The organism is Actinomadura sp. NAK00032 (genome assembly GCF_013364275.1).
Taxonomy (GTDB): domain Bacteria; phylum Actinomycetota; class Actinomycetes; order Streptosporangiales; family Streptosporangiaceae; genus Spirillospora.
The window spans coordinates 6,309,345-6,323,886 of sequence record NZ_CP054932.1 but is presented as its reverse complement, the minus strand read 5'-3'; the positions used below and the strand labels follow the sequence as shown (position 1 = coordinate 6,323,886).

14 protein-coding genes are annotated in these 14,542 nt (G+C 73.5%); 7 read left to right on the top strand and 7 right to left on the bottom strand.

All coding sequences use genetic code 11. The annotated features are described in order from the left end of the window. Positions 1-81 precede the first annotated feature (81 nt). A complete protein-coding gene (locus tag HUT06_RS29165; RefSeq protein ID WP_176198633.1) occupies positions 82-1,002 on the top strand; it encodes an ABC transporter ATP-binding protein in 921 nt (306 codons plus the stop codon). After that, positions 999-2,681 (top strand): ABC transporter permease, encoded by a 1,683-nt coding sequence (locus HUT06_RS29160; protein WP_176198632.1) that lies wholly within the window; start codon positions 999-1,001, stop codon positions 2,679-2,681. The genes HUT06_RS29165 and HUT06_RS29160 overlap by 4 nt, the downstream gene beginning before the upstream one ends. Position 2,682: 1 nt before the next feature. On the opposite strand, the gene HUT06_RS29155 is transcribed toward HUT06_RS29160, so the two are convergent. From HUT06_RS29155 to HUT06_RS29145, 3 genes are read right to left on the bottom strand one after another with little or no spacing between them, the layout of a single operon-like run. Continuing rightward, complete coding sequence (locus HUT06_RS29155) at positions 2,683-3,516, bottom strand: class I SAM-dependent methyltransferase (RefSeq protein ID WP_176198631.1); 834 nt, start codon at positions 3,514-3,516, stop codon at positions 2,683-2,685. Between the two features lie 46 nt (positions 3,517-3,562). Beyond that, entirely contained in the window at positions 3,563-4,948 is a 1,386-nt protein-coding gene (locus HUT06_RS29150) for an FAD-binding oxidoreductase (RefSeq protein WP_176198630.1), read from the bottom strand. Positions 4,949-4,979: 31 nt separating this feature from the next. Continuing rightward, positions 4,980-6,278 carry an activator-dependent family glycosyltransferase gene (locus HUT06_RS29145; protein WP_176198629.1) on the bottom strand — a complete coding sequence of 433 codons (1,299 nt, stop codon included), beginning with the start codon at positions 6,276-6,278 and terminating at the stop codon, positions 4,980-4,982. 158 nt (positions 6,279-6,436) lie between these two features. On the opposite strand from HUT06_RS29145, the gene HUT06_RS29140 reads away from it, so the two are divergent. Both HUT06_RS29140 and HUT06_RS29135 read left to right on the top strand, forming a co-directional pair. After that, positions 6,437-7,405 (top strand): ATP-binding cassette domain-containing protein, encoded by a 969-nt coding sequence (locus tag HUT06_RS29140; RefSeq protein ID WP_176198628.1) that lies wholly within the window; start codon positions 6,437-6,439, stop codon positions 7,403-7,405. Further along, positions 7,402-8,250 carry an ABC transporter permease gene (locus tag HUT06_RS29135; RefSeq protein ID WP_176198627.1) on the top strand — a complete coding sequence of 283 codons (849 nt, stop codon included), beginning with the start codon at positions 7,402-7,404 and terminating at the stop codon, positions 8,248-8,250. Before HUT06_RS29140 ends, HUT06_RS29135 begins: the two co-directional genes overlap by 4 nt. Positions 8,251-8,311: 61 nt before the next feature. Here the strand turns inward: HUT06_RS29135 and HUT06_RS29130 are convergent, their stop codons facing one another. The 4 genes from HUT06_RS29130 to HUT06_RS29115 are packed head-to-tail and all read right to left on the bottom strand — an operon-like array spanning position 8,312 to position 12,454. Continuing rightward, the gene (locus HUT06_RS29130; RefSeq protein WP_176198626.1) at positions 8,312-9,556 is read right to left on the bottom strand and encodes a class I SAM-dependent methyltransferase; all 1,245 of its coding nucleotides are present in this window, start codon (positions 9,554-9,556) and stop codon (positions 8,312-8,314) included. 41 nt (positions 9,557-9,597) lie between these two features. Then, complete coding sequence (locus HUT06_RS29125; RefSeq protein ID WP_176198625.1) at positions 9,598-10,728, bottom strand: DegT/DnrJ/EryC1/StrS aminotransferase family protein; 1,131 nt, start codon at positions 10,726-10,728, stop codon at positions 9,598-9,600. After that, complete coding sequence (locus HUT06_RS29120; RefSeq protein WP_176198624.1) at positions 10,725-12,014, bottom strand: acyl-CoA dehydrogenase family protein; 1,290 nt, start codon at positions 12,012-12,014, stop codon at positions 10,725-10,727. The genes HUT06_RS29125 and HUT06_RS29120 overlap by 4 nt, the downstream gene beginning before the upstream one ends. 29 nt (positions 12,015-12,043) lie before the next feature. Further along, the gene (locus HUT06_RS29115) at positions 12,044-12,454 is read right to left on the bottom strand and encodes a nuclear transport factor 2 family protein (protein WP_176198623.1); all 411 of its coding nucleotides are present in this window, start codon (positions 12,452-12,454) and stop codon (positions 12,044-12,046) included. A 407-nt stretch (positions 12,455-12,861) separates the two neighbouring features. On the opposite strand from HUT06_RS29115, the gene HUT06_RS29110 reads away from it, so the two are divergent. The 3 genes from HUT06_RS29110 to HUT06_RS29100 all read left to right on the top strand — a co-directional run bounded on the left by HUT06_RS29110 (position 12,862) and on the right by HUT06_RS29100 (position 14,535). Next, entirely contained in the window at positions 12,862-13,143 is a 282-nt protein-coding gene (locus HUT06_RS29110) for a hypothetical protein (protein WP_176198622.1), read from the top strand. Between the two features lie 103 nt (positions 13,144-13,246). Then, positions 13,247-13,774 carry a MarR family winged helix-turn-helix transcriptional regulator gene (locus tag HUT06_RS29105; RefSeq protein WP_254715444.1) on the top strand — a complete coding sequence of 176 codons (528 nt, stop codon included), beginning with the start codon at positions 13,247-13,249 and terminating at the stop codon, positions 13,772-13,774. 110 nt (positions 13,775-13,884) lie between these two features. Next, entirely contained in the window at positions 13,885-14,535 is a 651-nt protein-coding gene (locus HUT06_RS29100) for a TetR/AcrR family transcriptional regulator (RefSeq protein ID WP_176198621.1), read from the top strand. Positions 14,536-14,542 lie beyond the last annotated feature (7 nt).

The window sequence follows — 14,542 nt, the reverse complement described above, 5'->3', positions numbered from 1 at the left end:
CGTCCCGCCGCCGGGCGATGCGGGAGGACTGCCAGCCGTCTGTAGGCGCGATGCCAGTGGCGGTTGGCAGGCTGCGCGGTCATGAACTACGCGTTCCAGACCGAGGGCCTGGTCAAGCGCTTCGGCGCGACCACCGCGCTCGCAGGCATCGACCTCGGCGTCCAGGCCGGAGAAGTGCACGGCTTCCTGGGGCCCAACGGGGCGGGCAAGAGCACCACGATCCGGGTGCTGCTGGGCCTGCTGCGGGCCGACGCCGGATCCGTCCGGCTGCTGGACGGCGACCCGTGGCGGGACGCCACGCGGCTGCACCGGCGGCTCGCCTACGTGCCGGGAGACGTCAGCCTGTGGCCGAACATCTCCGGCGGCGAGATCATCGACCTGCTCGGCCGGCTGCGCGGCGGTCTCGACACCGCCCGCCGCGACGACCTGCTCGAGCGGTTCGAACTCGACCCGCGCAAGAAGGCGCGGACCTACTCCAAGGGCAACCGGCAGAAGGTCGCGCTGGTCGCGGCGCTCGCCTCGCGGGTCGAGCTGCTGATCCTCGACGAGCCCACCTCGGGCCTGGACCCGCTCATGGCGGAGGTCTTCAAGGACTGCGTGGCCGAGGAGCGCCGCGCGGGCCGCACCGTCTTCCTGGCCAGCCACATCCTCGCCGAGGTCGAGCAGCTCTGCGAGCGGATCACCATCATCCGGGAGGGCGGCATCGTCGAGACGGGAACGCTCGACGAGCTCCGGCACCTTACCCGGACCCGCGTCCGGGTGCTGCTCGGCCGTCCGCCGGGCACGGCGGAGCCCCTCGACCTGCCCGGCGCCCACGAGGTCGCCGTCGCGGACGGCTGGCTGTCGTGCCAGGTCGAGTCCGGCCGGATCGGGGCGGTGCTGGAGCGCCTGGCGCCGTACGACATCCGCGAGCTGGTCAGCCAGCCGCCCTCGCTGGAGGAGATGTTCCTGCGCCACTACCGGTCCGGGGCGGCGGCGCCGAGCGCGGGGGCGGCGCTGTGACCGCCCGGGCGCCGGCCGCCGCCCCGCCGAGCCGGGCCGCCGGGCGCCGCGGGCGCCGCGGTCCCGACATCGCCGGCTGCGGCGCGCTCACCCGCATGATGCTGCGGCGCGACCGCATCCGCCTCGCCGTCTGGCCGCTGCTGACGCTCGGCATCCTGGCCTCGCTGGTCAACGGGGTGACCGGTGGTTACCAGGAGGCGGCCGAGCGGCGGACGTACGCCGAGAACCTCGGGGACAGCGCCGCGGCGGCCGCCTTCAGCGGCCCGCTCTACCGGCTGACCGAGCTCGGGGGCATCGTCGTCGCCGAGTCGCTCACCATCGTCATGTTCGCGGTGGCGCTCGCCGGCCTGCTGCTGGCCGTGCGGTACACCCGGGCGGAGGAGGAGACGGGCCGGGCCGAGCTCGTCTCGTCCGCGGCGGTGGGCCGGCAGGGCCGGCTGGCGACCGCGCTGCTGGTGGCGGGCGGCCTCGGCCTGCTCGCCGGGCTGCTCGCGGCCGTCCTGACCGCCGCGTTCGGGCTGCCGGCGGCCGGCTGCGTCGCCTACGGACTGGCCGTCACGCTCGTCGGCTGGCTCTTCGTCGGGGTCGGCGTGCTGTTCGCGCAGGTCTTCGAGCACTCGCGGACGGCGATCGGAGCCTCCGCCGGCGTGTTCGGCGCGTCGATCGTGCTCCGCGCCATCGGCGACGCGAGCCTGGTCGCCGACCCGCAGAGCCCGCTGCGGCACCTGTCCTGGGCGTCCCCGTTCGGCTGGGCGTTCCAGGTCCGCCCGTTCGCCGGGGAGCGCTGGTGGGTGCTGCTCCTGCCGTTCGCCTGCGCGGTCCTGGCCGTCGCGGCCGCCGCGGCCCTGGGCGTCCGCCGCGACGTGGGTGCGGGCCTGATCCCGGCGCGGCCCGGCCGCGCCACCGCCACCGGCCGGTTCGGCACCGCGTGGGCGCTGGCCTGGCGGCTGCAGCGCGGCGCGATGATCGGCTGGGGGATCGGCGTCGCGCTGTTCGCGGTCGCGTTCGGCTCGTTCGCCATCGAGATGGAGGACATGGCCGAGCCGGGCAGCGACTCCGCCGAACTGCTCGCGCGGCTCGGCGGCTCGGCGTCGCCCGCCGACGGCTGGATCGCCTGGACGCTGAGCATCGCGGGCATGGTCACGGCCGTCTACGCGGTCTCCGCCGTGCAGCGCCTGCGCGCGGAGGAGGACGCGCTCCGCACGGACATGGTGCTGGCCGGGGCCGTCCGGAGGGGGCGGTGGTCCGCCGCCCACCTGGCGGCCGCGGCCCTCGGCGTCGCGGCCATCATGATCGCCGCGGGGCTCCTGACGGGGCTGGTCTACGGGCTGCGCGCCGGCGACCTGGGCGGGCAGCTCCCCCGGGTGCTGGGAGGCGCCCTGGTCCAGGTCCCGGCCGCGCTGCTGACGGCGGCGGCGGCCTACGCCGTCCACGCCTACCTCCCGCGCCTCACCTCCGCGATGTGGGCGCTGGCGATCGGTGCCGTGCTGCTCACCGAGCTGGGCTCCAGCCTGAAACTGCACCAGGCCGTGCTCGACCTCTCGCCGTTCACCCACACGCCGAAGGCGCCGGGCGGGCCGGTCGACGCCGCGCCGCTGCTGTGGTTCGCGGGCTGCGCGGCCGTGCTGGTGGCCGCGGCGGCGTACCGGCTCCGCCGGCGCGACATCGGGGTGTTCTGAGTCAGGGGCGGACTGCGGTGGTCAGCCAGGCCGGCGTGGTCATGCGGACGCCGTCGGGCCGTTCGAACGGGCGGAACGCCCCCGCGACGGCCCGGCGGACCTCCGCCGCCGCCTCGGGTTCGAGGCCCTGGAGGATCTGGTGGATCCGGCCGTAGGAGAGCATGAAGTCGGCGGCGTCCTCGGCGTCGGTGCCCCAGACGCTCACCTGGACGACCTCGTGCGTCGACACCCGGGTGAACCCGGCCCCGTCGAGCACCCGGGCGATGCCCTCCGGATCGGTGAACCCGTCGCTGGGCGTCGGCTCGCCCATGAGCGGCACGGGCAGGTTCGCCATCATGTGGGTGAAGACCTTCAGCCAGTCCCCGTCGCGGTAGTCGCCGACGCTCAGCGAGGCCAGCCGGGCGCCCGGGCGCAGCGCCCGGGCGATGTTCGTCATCGCGGTCACCGGCTCGGAGAAGAAGGTGAGCGCGAACCTGCTGACGGCCACGTCGAAGGCGGCGTCGGGGAACGGGTGCACCTGCGCGTCGCCGTGCACGAAGCGCGCGTTGGACAGGCCCTCCGCGGCGGCCTTGGCCCGCGCCGTCGCCAGCATGGCGGTGGACAGGTCGATGCCCACCGCCTCGGCCGCGGTCCGCCGGGCGGCGAGCCGCGTCGTCTGGCCGTTGCCGCACCCGATGTCGAGGACGCGGTCCTGCGGCCCGATGTCGGCGGCGGCGAAGAGGTCGGCGTTGAAGACGCCGTTCACCCGGTCCCAGCGGTCCGGCTGCGCGGCGTGCCGAAGGCCGTCGTGGCCGTTCCACGACTCGGCCTGGGCGGTGTTGGCGATCTCGGTCATGACGGCCTCCTTGCCGGCGGAAGCGGTGCGTGCGCGGCGGGCGCCCTCACCGCGCGGGCGGGATGTTGTGGTTGCCCGCGAAGACGTTGTCGGGGTCGTACGCGCGCTTCACCTCGGTCAGCCGCCGGTGGTCGGCGGCGGTGTAGGCGGTCGCGGTCACGTCCGGGTCCTCGAGGAAGTTCAGGAAGGCGCCGCCGGTGAGGTGCGGCCGCAGGGCCGACACGAGCGTGTCGATGGCGGACCTGGCCTCGGTGATCTGCTCCCTGCCCGCGGCGGGGGCGCTGCCCGTGATGATCGAGAACGGCACGTCGCGGTGGCCGACGGGCCCGGCGCCCGGCTCCGGCCGCGCCATCGCGCCGCCCCAGTAGCGCAGCTCGACCGCCGCCACCGGCCCGTCCGCCATGACCGCGTCCACGCAGACGCCGGCCAGCTCGCCGGGCAGGTCCCGGGCCAGGTCGATGCTGCTCTCGACGAGCATCGGCGGCGGCGGCGGACCGAAGATCTCCGTGGTCATGTCCGCGCACGGCATCGTCCGCAGCGGGTACATGATCGGTTCCCCGGCGGCCGCGCGCAGCGGGGCGAGAAGGCGTTCGGCCTCGTCGGCGTCGCCGGCGTGGACGACCCGCAGGCCGAGCGCGCGCATGCCCCGCATCGGCTCGGGGAGCTGCGGGGAGTCCGGCATCTTGAGCAGGACCAGCGCCGTGCTCAGGTCGTCCGGCTGGCCGGGGGCCCACTCGCGGTAGCGGGCGATCGCCTGCTCGGCCCGCCCGATGTCGAACATCGCCATGCCGCCGTAGACGTGGGTGAGCGGGTACAGCCGGAACTCCATGGAGGTCACGATCCCGAAGTTGCCGCCCCCGCCGCGCAGCGCCCAGAACAGGTCGGGGTTCTCCTCGGCGTCGGCCGCCAGCACCTTGCCCTCCGCGGTCACGACCTCGGCGCGCACCACGCTGTCGGCCGCGAACCCGTGCCGGCGCGACAGCAGGCTCGCGCCGCCGCCGAGGGTGTACCCGACGACGCCCACCGACAGCGCCGTCCCCGACAGCGGCATCAGGCCGTGCGGGGCCGCCGCCGCGAGGACGTCGCCCCAGGTCGCCCCGGCCCCGACCCGCGCGGTCCGGCGCTCCGGGTCGACCTCGACGCCGGTCATGGCGCCGGTCCGGAGCATGAGGCCGCCCTCGTAGGAGCGGATGGTCCCGTGCCCGGTCGCCTGGACGACCAGCGGCAGCCCGCCCTCGCGGGCGGCGAGCAGGATGTCGCGCACGTCGCCCGCACCGGTCGCCTCGGCCACCAGGGCCGGGCTGACCTCGGTGAGCCTGCGCCAGGGCAGGCGGGCGTCGTCGTAGCCGTCGTCGCCGGCGCGGTGGACGGCGCCGCCGATCGTGTCGCGCAGCCGGGCGGCGATGCCGGCGATGTCGTGGGGTCGGCTCATGGTCTCCCTTTCCCGTCGGTCGCGGCGGCGCTCAGCCGGCCTGGGCGCGGTGCGCGGCGGTGAGCGCCTCGAGCGAGGGCACGATCTCGTTGGGGGCGGGCATGGCGAGGGTCTCGCGGCGCAGGTCCCGCGCGGCCCGCGCGAACGACGGCTCGTCCACCAGCCGGGCGACGAGGCGCGCGAACTCCTTGGGCTCGATGCTCCGGGGGTCCTCGACGGCGAGCCCGAAGCCGCCGTCCTCGGCGCGCCGCGCGAGGTGGGCGGTGTCCCACTGCCCCTCGGGGACGATCAGCTGGGGGACGGCGCAGGACACGGCCGTCGCGAACGTCTTGACACCGCCGTGGTGGATGATCGCCGAGGAGTCCGGCAGCACGGCGCTCAGCGGCACGAAGTCGACCAGCCGCACGTTGCCGGGCAGGCCGCCGAGCGCCTCGCGCTGGTCGGCGCTGAGGGCGGCGACCACCTCGACGTCGAGGTCGGCGACGGCGGCGAGCATGTCGCCGAGCCGGGAGACGCCGCCCCACATGTCGCGGTAGGACAGCCCGAGCGTGAGGCACACCCGCTTGCGGCGCGGCGGCTCGCGCAGCCAGTCCGGCACGACGGACCGGCCGTTGTAGGGGACGAACCGGGCCGGCACGTAGTGCAGCGGGACCGGCAGGCTCAGCGAGCGGGGCGTGGGGGTGATCGTCCACTGCCCGACCGCGACCTCGTCGTCGAACGTGGCGCCGTGCCGTTCCAGGCGGTCCGCCAGCCAGTCCCTGAGCGGGTCCTCGCGCTCGGCGGCGGGCCGCCGGTCGCGGTCGGCGACGAAGCGGGTCCGCATGGCGCCCATCAGGTCGAGTCCGGCGATCAGCCGCGCGTGGGCGGCGCCGCAGGCGCGCGCCGCGATCGCCCCGGCGAAGGTGAAGGTGTCCCACACCACCAGGTCGGGCCGCCAGTGGCGGGCGAATCCGACCAGGTCGTCGATCATGGCGTCCGGCGAGCAGTTCTGGAAGACGAATGGCGTCATCGTGCCGAATACCTTCAGCATGTACTCCCGGGTGAGTTTCTCCGGGCGCAACTCGTTCATATCGAGGCCGGCGTCGCCCGCGTTTTGCGGTTCCATGACATTTTCCTGGTCGAGGTTCTCGTTGATCTCCTGGACCTGCTGGGCGAGGTCGTGCGACTCGCCCACCGGAACCGCGGTGAGCCCGGTCGAGGTGATGGCGTCGACCAGATCGGGCTGGCTGGCGACCCGCACCTCGTGCCCCGCGGTCTGCAGCGCCCATGCCGTCGTGACCATGTTCTGCAGATGGCTGGGGGCGGCGAATGTCACGAACAGAACGCGCATCTGGACTCCTTGCACCGGTGGCGAGGCATGTGCCGACGAAGTTTAGAAGGGCGCGCTGAGGGCCTGCTGAAGGATGAATTGAGGGCCCGCATTGAAGCGGATTCCGCTGCAAGCGTTCTGTAGGCGATCTGCCAGCAACGGCTGTCACGCTCGGCGGCATGACCTATGCGTTTCAAACCGAGGGCCTGGTCAAGAGATTCGGTGAGACCACCGCGCTCGCGGGAGTCGACCTCGCGGCGCGGCCCGGAAGCGTGCTCGGCGTGCTCGGCCCCAACGGGGCGGGCAAGACGACGGCCGTGCGCATTCTGGCCACGCTCCTGCAACCGGACGAGGGCCGGGCGATGGCGTGCGGATACGACGTCGTCCGGGATGCCGCGCGGGTGCGCGAACTGATCGGCCTCACCGGCCAGTACGCCTCGGTGGACGAGGACCTCACCGGGCTGGAGAACCTCGCGCTGATCGGCCAGCTGCTCAACCTCCGCCGAAAGGAGTCCCAGGCACGCGCCGCGCGGATGCTCGAACGGTTCGAGCTCTCCGACGCTGGCGGGCAGAAGGTCGGCACCTACTCCGGCGGGATGCGGCGCCGCCTCGACCTGGCCGCGAGCCTCATCGGCCGGCCGGCCGTCATCTACCTCGATGAGCCGACGACCGGCCTGGACCCCGGCAAGCGCGGGGACGTGTGGCGGATGATCCGGTCGATGACCGACGGCGGCGGGGCCGTGCTGCTGACCACGCAGTACCTGGAGGAGGCCGACGCGCTGGCCGACGACATCGTGGTCATCGACCACGGCCAGGTCATCGCGCGCGGGACCGCCGCGGAGCTGAAGGCGCTCGTCGGGGGCCAGACCATCTCCGTGCGGCCGAAGGACGCCGAGCGGCTGGAGGAGGTCGCCGCCATCATCGGCAGGGTGGCCGGCCGCCGGGCCGAGGCCCATGGCCGGGACGTCGTGACCGTCCAGGTGGACGGTGACGCGGAGCTCAACCGGACCGTCCGCGAGCTGGAGGCGGCGGGCATCGGCGTGACCGAGCTCGCGCTGCGGCTGCCGAGCCTGGACGAGGTGTTCTTCACGCTCACCGGCCGCAGCTCGGCCAAGCAGGAGGACGACGACGAGGAGGAACCGGCATGAGCGAGACCACGTCCGAGACCACGTCCGCGGTCGCCCCGGCCGGAGAGGACGCCCGCGTCCGCCACGAGGCGCCGCCGCACCGCCGGTACGCGCTCCTGTGGCACAGCCTCGCGCTGGCCCGGCGCAACCTGATCAAGATCAAGCGGAACCCGATCAGCATCAGCGACGCGGTCATCGCGCCGGTCACCTTCCTGCTGATCTTCGTCTACATGTTCGGCGGCGCCGTCTCCGGCTCCACGCACGCCTACCTGCAGCGGACGCTGCCCGCGATCCTGGTGCTGTCGGCGATCATGGCGGGCATGATCGCCACCGGCGTCAACCTGTCCCTGGACATCAAGAAGGGCATCTTCGACCGGTTCCGCAGCCTGCCCATCAGCCGCTCGGCCCCGCTGATCGGCTCGGTGCTGGCCGACGTGGTGCGCTACCTCGTCTCCATTGTCACGCTGCTGCTGTTCGGCTACCTGCTGGGGTTCCGGATCGAGACCGATCCGCTCTCGGCGCTCGCGGCGGGGCTGCTGACCATCGTCTTCGGCATGAGCCTGAGCTGGCTCTGGGTCCTGCTGGGCATGGTCATCAAGGAGACCGCCTCCGTGCAGACCATCGTCGCGCTCAGCATCTTCCCCCTGGCCTTCGGCACCGACATGGTCGCGCCCACCGAGACGCTGCCGGGCTGGCTGCAGGCGTGGGCGAAGATCAACCCCGTCGGCCACACCATGGAGGCGTGCCGCGGCCTGCTCATCGGCGGCGAGGTGGCGGGGCCGGTGACCAGGTCCCTGCTGTGGTCCGCGGGCCTGGTCGTGGTGTTCGCGCCGCTCGCGGTGCTGGCCTACCGCCGCCGGACCTGAGCCGACGTGCCGGATCCGGTCCCGGCCGGATCCGGCACGCCCGCGCGCGGCGTGTCCCCGGTCAGACCAGGTGCACGTCGGGCACGTACAGGATCCAGCGCCCGCCGGCGGCCGTGAACTCCTGCTCCTTGGCCATGATCTCCTCGGCGTGGTTCCAGGCGAAGAGCAGCGCGTAGTCCGGGTAGGGGTCGCGGAAGGCGGTCGGAGGCCGGACCGGGATGTGCCGCCCGGGCGTCAGCCGGTGCTGCTTGGCGGGGGTCGTGTCGCACACGAACGGGACGAGGTCGGGCCCGATCCCGCAGAAGTTCGTCACCGTGGCGCTCTTGGCCGTCGCGCCGTACCCGGCCACGGTGGCCCCCTCGGCCCGCAGGCCGCGCAGCAGGCCGACGAGGTCGTCCCGGATCCGTCCCACGTTCGCCGCGAACCCGAGCAGGGCCGACGGTTCGGTCAGCCGCTGCCGGCGCTCCGCGGCGAGCAGCGTCCGCACGGCCTCCGACGGCGTGCGGGCGCCCGCCCGGGCGAGGGTGTACCGCACCTCGCCGCCGTGGACGGCGAGCCGCTCGACGTCGACCAGCTCGAAGCCGAACGCCGCGGCCATCAGGTGCACGGAGGACGCCGAGAACAGGAAGAAGTGCTCGTCGTAGATCTGGTCGAAGCTCGACTTGGCGACGATGTCGCCGAGGTAGGGGTCCTCGAAGACGAACACGCCGTCCGGTGCCAGGAGCGCGTCGGCGCCCTCGAAGACCGACGGCATGTACGGGATGTGGCACAGGGTGTTCGCCGCGTAGACGACGTCGGCCGCGCCCTCGGCCGCGCGGACCTCCGCCGCCGTGGCGCCCCCGAAGAAGTCGGTCCGCACCCGCACGCCCTTGGCGGCGGCCAGCCGGGCGACGCCCGAGGAGGGCTCGAAGCCCAGATGGCGCACGCCCGCGTCCTTGATCGTCTCCAGCATGATGCCGTCGTTGCAGCCCATCTCCACGATGAACGGGTCGGGGCGGGTGAGCTCGGTGGCGAGGAACCGGCGGGCGACGCCCGTGAAGTGCTCCCGCATCACCGACGACCCCGACGAGTGGTAGGGGTAGTCGGCGTGGAACATCAGGTCGCGGGGCACCTCGTCGACGAGCTGGACCATCGTGCACGACCCGCAGCGCCCGACGGCGAGCCGGTAGAAGAACTCCGCGCCGTCGTCGGCCGGGTCGCGGAAGCGGTCGGACAGCGGCTGGCGGCCGAGGTCCAGGAACTCCTCGACGCCTGCCCCGCAGACGCGGCAGCCGGCGGGCGCGGACACGTCGGCACGATCGGTCATGGTCGGGCTCCTTTGCGGGTGAGGCGTGTCCGTCCCGGCCGTCAGAGCGCGGCCAGCACCTCGCGCAGCGCGTCGATCACCGTGTCCTGGAGGTCTGCGGACAGGGACGGGTACATGGGCAGCGAGAAGATCTCGCCGGCGAGCCGCTCGGTGACCGGCAGCGCGCCCTCGGCGTAGCCGAGCTTCGCGAACCCGCTCATGGTGTGCACGGGCCACGGGTAGCTGATGTTCAGCGCGATGTCGTAGGCCTTCAGGCGCTCGATGATCTCGTCGCGGCGCGGGTGGCGCGCGACGTACACGTAGTAGACGTGCTCGTTCCCCGGGGCCGTCGACGGCAGCGTCAGCCCGCCGGGGCCGGTGAGGTCGCCGAGCCCCTCCTCGTAGCGCCGCGCGACCTCCCGGCGCCGCGCGATGTAGGCGTCGAGGCGGCGGAGCTTGCGGCGGAGGATCTCGGCCTGCACCTCGTCGAGACGCGAGTTGTGCCCCGGCGTCCGGACGACGTAGTACTTCTCCGCCATCCCGTAGTAGCGCAGCCGGCGCAGGTTCGCGTCGGTGTCCGCGTCGTCGGTGATGACGGCGCCGGCGTCGCCGTAGGCCCCGAGCACCTTGGTCGGGTAGAACGAGAAGGCCGCCGCGTCGCCCATCGTCCCGGCCGTCCGGCCGTGGTGGCGGGCGCCGTGCGCCTGCGCGCAGTCCTCCAGGATGTGCAGGCCGTGCTCGGCGGCCAGCCGTTCGAGCGGGGCCATGTCCACGCACTGCCCGTAGAGGTGCACCGGGAGCAGGGCCTTCGTGAGGGGCGTGATCGCGTCCGCCACCTGGGAGGTGTCCATGAGGTGGTCGCCCTCGTTCACGTCCACGAAGACCGGCGTCGCGCCGGCGGCGTCGATGGCCACGACCGTGGGGGCCGCGGTGTTGGACACCGTGATCACCTCGGCGCCGGGGCCGACCCCCAGCGCCTGGAGGCCGAGCAGGACGGCGTTGGTGCCGTTGTCGACGCCGGTGCAGTGGGCGACCCCGTGGTACTCGGCGAACTCGGCTTCGAACCCCCGGACGCTCTGGCCGAGCACCAGCTGACCCGACTCGAACACGGTCGCGACGGCGTCGAGCAGGTCGGCCTTCTCGTCCTCGTACTCCGCCAGGTAGTCCCACACCCGGGTGGTCGTGCGGCTCACGGCGCCACCTCCGCGTCTCCGGCTCCGCCGTTCCGCCCGGGCCGCGCCGCCCAGGTGCTCATGTAGTTGTTGTCCCGGTCGATGCCCAGCGCCTGGGCGCTCAGGAAGTCGACCCCGTCGACGTAGGTGTAGGGCTGCATGAACCCGCCCGCCCGCACGTCGCGGTAGAGCCGGCCGAGCTCGTGGGACGCGGTGTACGCGGCGCCGCCGACCAGGGTCAGGCAGTCGCTGACGACCATCGGCGCGAGCTGGTTGACCAGCATCTTGGCGCACTGGAAGGACCGCATCATCCTGCGGCCGCGCTCGGAGCGGTCGCCGTCGAGGTCGGCGCCGGCGCCGTCGGCCGTCGCCAGCGCCGCGCCCGCGGCCGCGCGCAGCGCGTAGAGCCGCGCGTCGATCTCCGCGAGGAGCGTGCGGGTCGCGCCGCCGGGCGCCGCGGAGCGGCGTCCGACGGCCGCGACGGTGCTGTCGCGGGCGGCCTGGGCGACCCCGGCGTAGATGCCCAGCATGGCGACCGAGCTGACCGTCTGCCCGGCGAGCACGGCGTCGTTCCGTGCGCCCACCGGATCGCGGACGAGCACGTCCCCCGCGGGCACGGGGCAGTCGTCGAAGACGACGTCGACGGTGCCGGAGGCCCGCATCCCGAGGCCGTCCCAGTTGTCGAGCACCGCCAGCCCGCGGGTGCCGCGGGTGACGACGGGGGAGACCAGCCGGGGAGGTTCGCCGGGCACGTCGGTCTGCGCGTTGATGACGAAGTGCGTGCCGATCGGGCCCATGCTGACCAGGGTCTTGCGGCCGGAGAGCAGCCAGCCGCCCGAGCCGTCGGGCGACAGCGTCGTCACCACCGAGTGGTGGTCCCTGATGCCGCTGCACACGACCGCCTCGCCGGCCGCCATGAGCCGCAGCAGCCGTTCGGCCAGCGCCGCGGCCCGCCGGTCCCCGTGCCGCCATTCGAAGCCGAGGGTGAGCCCCCGGCTGAACTGCATGTGCAGGGCCAGCGCGGTCGACGCGTCCGCCTTGGCCACCTCCAGGAGCGCGACCGCGGCGTCGTACAGCCGGTCGACGCCGAGGCCGCCCAGCCGGGCGGGCACGGTCGCGCCCATCAGCCCGGTCTTGCGGAACGCGTCGAAGGTGTCGACGGGAAAGGCGCCCTCGCGGTCGTTGCCGGCGGCCGCCGCGCGGATCCGCGGCAGGTGCTCGGCGAGCCGGTCGAGCAGCGCGCGGCCCGGCGCCGTGACGGGCTCCTCGAGTGCCGCCGCGTACTGGAGCGGGGCTCGTGTGGCCATGGCGATCCTCACACCCTTCCCGGCGGCGGTCAGGCTCGGGTGCCGGTCGCCTCGAACGCCTCGACGATGCCGACGGTGTCCGAGATGCCTTCGCAGTGCACGACTTTCCCGTCCCGGAAGGTCCAGAAATGAACGAAACGCACGTTGAATTCGCCGCCGGATTCGCGGAACCGGCCGGTCCAGTCGCCGAAGGCGGCCGCCCAGTCGCCGTCGACGCGGATGGCCTCGACCTCGAACCGCGTCGCCTCCAGCATTTCCACCGCGCCCTGGAAATACCGGGCGGGGCCGTCCGGTCCCGTGTAGTGACCGGTCGACCAGGGAAGCGACGTCGGGGTCAGGATCTCGGCGGCCGGGTCGAAGAGCTTGGGGAGCAATTCGACGTCGGCGGAGTTGAGCCCCTTGTAGAGTTGCTCGACCACGGCCCTCAGCTGCTCGGCCATAGGCCCCCTCCTGGCTGGTGAGTGAATCGGCGCGGGCCTTTCCACTATCCACTCCCGGTCGGCCGCCCTCACCTCCCAGATTGCTCGATCCAATTCGACGCGGACTCTTCTTCCGGCACCGAAGTTTTGCGACGATAAAGCCGTGTGCGAGAAGATCGCGGTGGTCACCGGCGCGACCTCGGGGATCGGCGGGGAGAGCCGGCCCGGACGGGCAGGACCTCATGATCGCGACCAGCCGCCCCGGCCCGTTCCCGCTGACCGACCTGCTGCTCGAGTGAGGACGGGTGAACGCCGCGTCATGAACCGCGCACAGACCCCCCGCATGGCCGTACGCCGCATGTGCGCGATCTGTAGGAGCGGGGCGGGACCCTGGCCCAATGACTTCTGCCGCTACGGGAAAGCCCGTCATGACCGTCACCCGATTCCGCAGCGCCACGGACGATTCCGAAGAGATCAGGGCGCGGCACGCCGCGCTCGTGTCCGCGCTCCGCGCCGTCGCCTCAGGACTCGACGAGACCTGGCTCGGCCGGACCGGCGACGAGGGCTGGATCAGCATCTGGCGCTGGGAGTCGCCGGAGCTCCTGCGCGCGGCCCAGGGGCTGGCGCAGGAGCTTCCGGAGACCCGGGAGGCGTTCGCGGTGGTCGGCGATGTCACGGGCGAGGAGGTGGAACTGCTCGACGAGTCCTGAGCGCCGGACACCGCCGCACGAGGCCGCTCGGCCGGGCGCTCGCCGCCCGGCCGGGTACGCGCGGCCCGCAGGGTTCCGGTGGTGGGAAGGCGAGGAGGGCGTCGTGAGCGCGGAAGCAGACCAACGGCCGGAAGCGGACGACAGACCCCCGGACACCGGGGTCGACCAGTGCGGCATCGACGAGATGACCATGGCGCTGCTGACGGCGTCCCGCCTGCTGGTCGCCGTCTCCGCGCGGTCGATCGCGGCGGTCGAGGAGACGATCACCCTGCCGCAGTTCCGGATGCTCGTCGTGCTGTCCTCGCAGGGGCCGTCGAAGCTGGTGGCCCTCGCCGAGAAGCTCCACGTCAACCCCTCGACCGCGATGCGGATGACCGACCGGCTGGTCGCCGCGGGGCTGGTCGACCGCCGGGCGAGCCCGCACAGCAGGCGCGAGGTGCGCATCCAGCTCACCGACGCCGGGCGCGACGTCGTGGACACCGTCACGGTGCGCCGCCGCGACGAGCTGGCCGCGATCGTCGCGCGGATGCCGGCCGGGGAGCGGCACGCCCTGGTCGCCGCGCTGCGGGCCTTCACGGCGGCCGGAGCGGAGCCGCCGGCGACCACCCCCATCCCGCTCGGCTGGGCCTGACGCCGGGGCGCCCGGCGGCCCGGACCGCTTCGACCTGCATCATTGCACCATGCAAAGTTGTGAGTTAGCTTGTGCGGAGCAATGTGCCAATCGGCCGATCTGGAGGCGCGATGGCGATGGTCAAACCGCCGGGCGGGAACCGGGCGCGACTTCTCGAGGCGGCCGTCGAGCTGATGGCCGAGGGCGGCTGGTACGCGGTCACCTCCGACGTGGTCGCGGAACGGGCGGAGGCCAGCGAGGCGCTGGTCGCCTACTACTTCGGAACGCTGGACGATCTCCGCCGGGCGGCGATCGCGCACACGCTGGAGAGCGAGCTCGAAGCGCCGGTGCTCGCCATCCTGCAGGCCGAGAACGCGCTGGACGGGCTGGTCGTGGCGATCGCGGGCCTGGCCGCCGAGGGGCCGTCCGTCGGGCAGCGCGTCCTCGTCGAGTCGATGGCGCAGGGGCTGCGCGACAACGCCCTGCGCGCGCAGACCGCCGCGCAGTTCCAGACCTTCCGCGATCTGCTGGCCGACCGGCTCACCGAGGACCAGGCCGGCGGGCTCGTGCGCGCCGACGCGACGCCCGGAGCCCTGGCCGACCTGTTCGCGGCGCTGATAGACGGCCTGCTCCTGCACCGGCTGGCCGACCCGAAGTTCGACGCGGCGCGTCCCGCGATCGCGCTCGCCGAACTCCTGCGCCGCGGGCCGTGCGCCGTCGACGGCGACTTCCGCGGCGACCGCCGGCCGACCGGCTACTACGCCGGCAGCCTCATGGGTTAGCCCCGGC

Coding starts and splice junctions, on each gene's coding strand:
- HUT06_RS29145 (WP_176198629.1), bottom strand. CDS start 6,278: ATGCGCGTTCTGTTCGTGACATTCGCCGCCCCCAGCCATCTGCAGAAC.
- HUT06_RS29135 (WP_176198627.1), top strand. CDS start 7,402: ATGAGCGAGACCACGTCCGAGACCACGTCCGCGGTCGCCCCGGCCGGA.
- HUT06_RS29115 (WP_176198623.1), bottom strand. CDS start 12,454: ATGGCCGAGCAGCTGAGGGCCGTGGTCGAGCAACTCTACAAGGGGCTC.
- HUT06_RS29100 (WP_176198621.1), top strand. CDS start 13,885: ATGGCGATGGTCAAACCGCCGGGCGGGAACCGGGCGCGACTTCTCGAG.
- HUT06_RS29110 (WP_176198622.1), top strand. CDS start 12,862: ATGACCGTCACCCGATTCCGCAGCGCCACGGACGATTCCGAAGAGATC.
- HUT06_RS29120 (WP_176198624.1), bottom strand. CDS start 12,014: ATGGCCACACGAGCCCCGCTCCAGTACGCGGCGGCACTCGAGGAGCCC.
- HUT06_RS29130 (WP_176198626.1), bottom strand. CDS start 9,556: ATGACCGATCGTGCCGACGTGTCCGCGCCCGCCGGCTGCCGCGTCTGC.
- HUT06_RS29165 (WP_176198633.1), top strand. CDS start 82: ATGAACTACGCGTTCCAGACCGAGGGCCTGGTCAAGCGCTTCGGCGCG.
- HUT06_RS29150 (WP_176198630.1), bottom strand. CDS start 4,948: ATGAGCCGACCCCACGACATCGCCGGCATCGCCGCCCGGCTGCGCGAC.
- HUT06_RS29140 (WP_176198628.1), top strand. CDS start 6,437: ATGACCTATGCGTTTCAAACCGAGGGCCTGGTCAAGAGATTCGGTGAG.
- HUT06_RS29155 (WP_176198631.1), bottom strand. CDS start 3,516: ATGACCGAGATCGCCAACACCGCCCAGGCCGAGTCGTGGAACGGCCAC.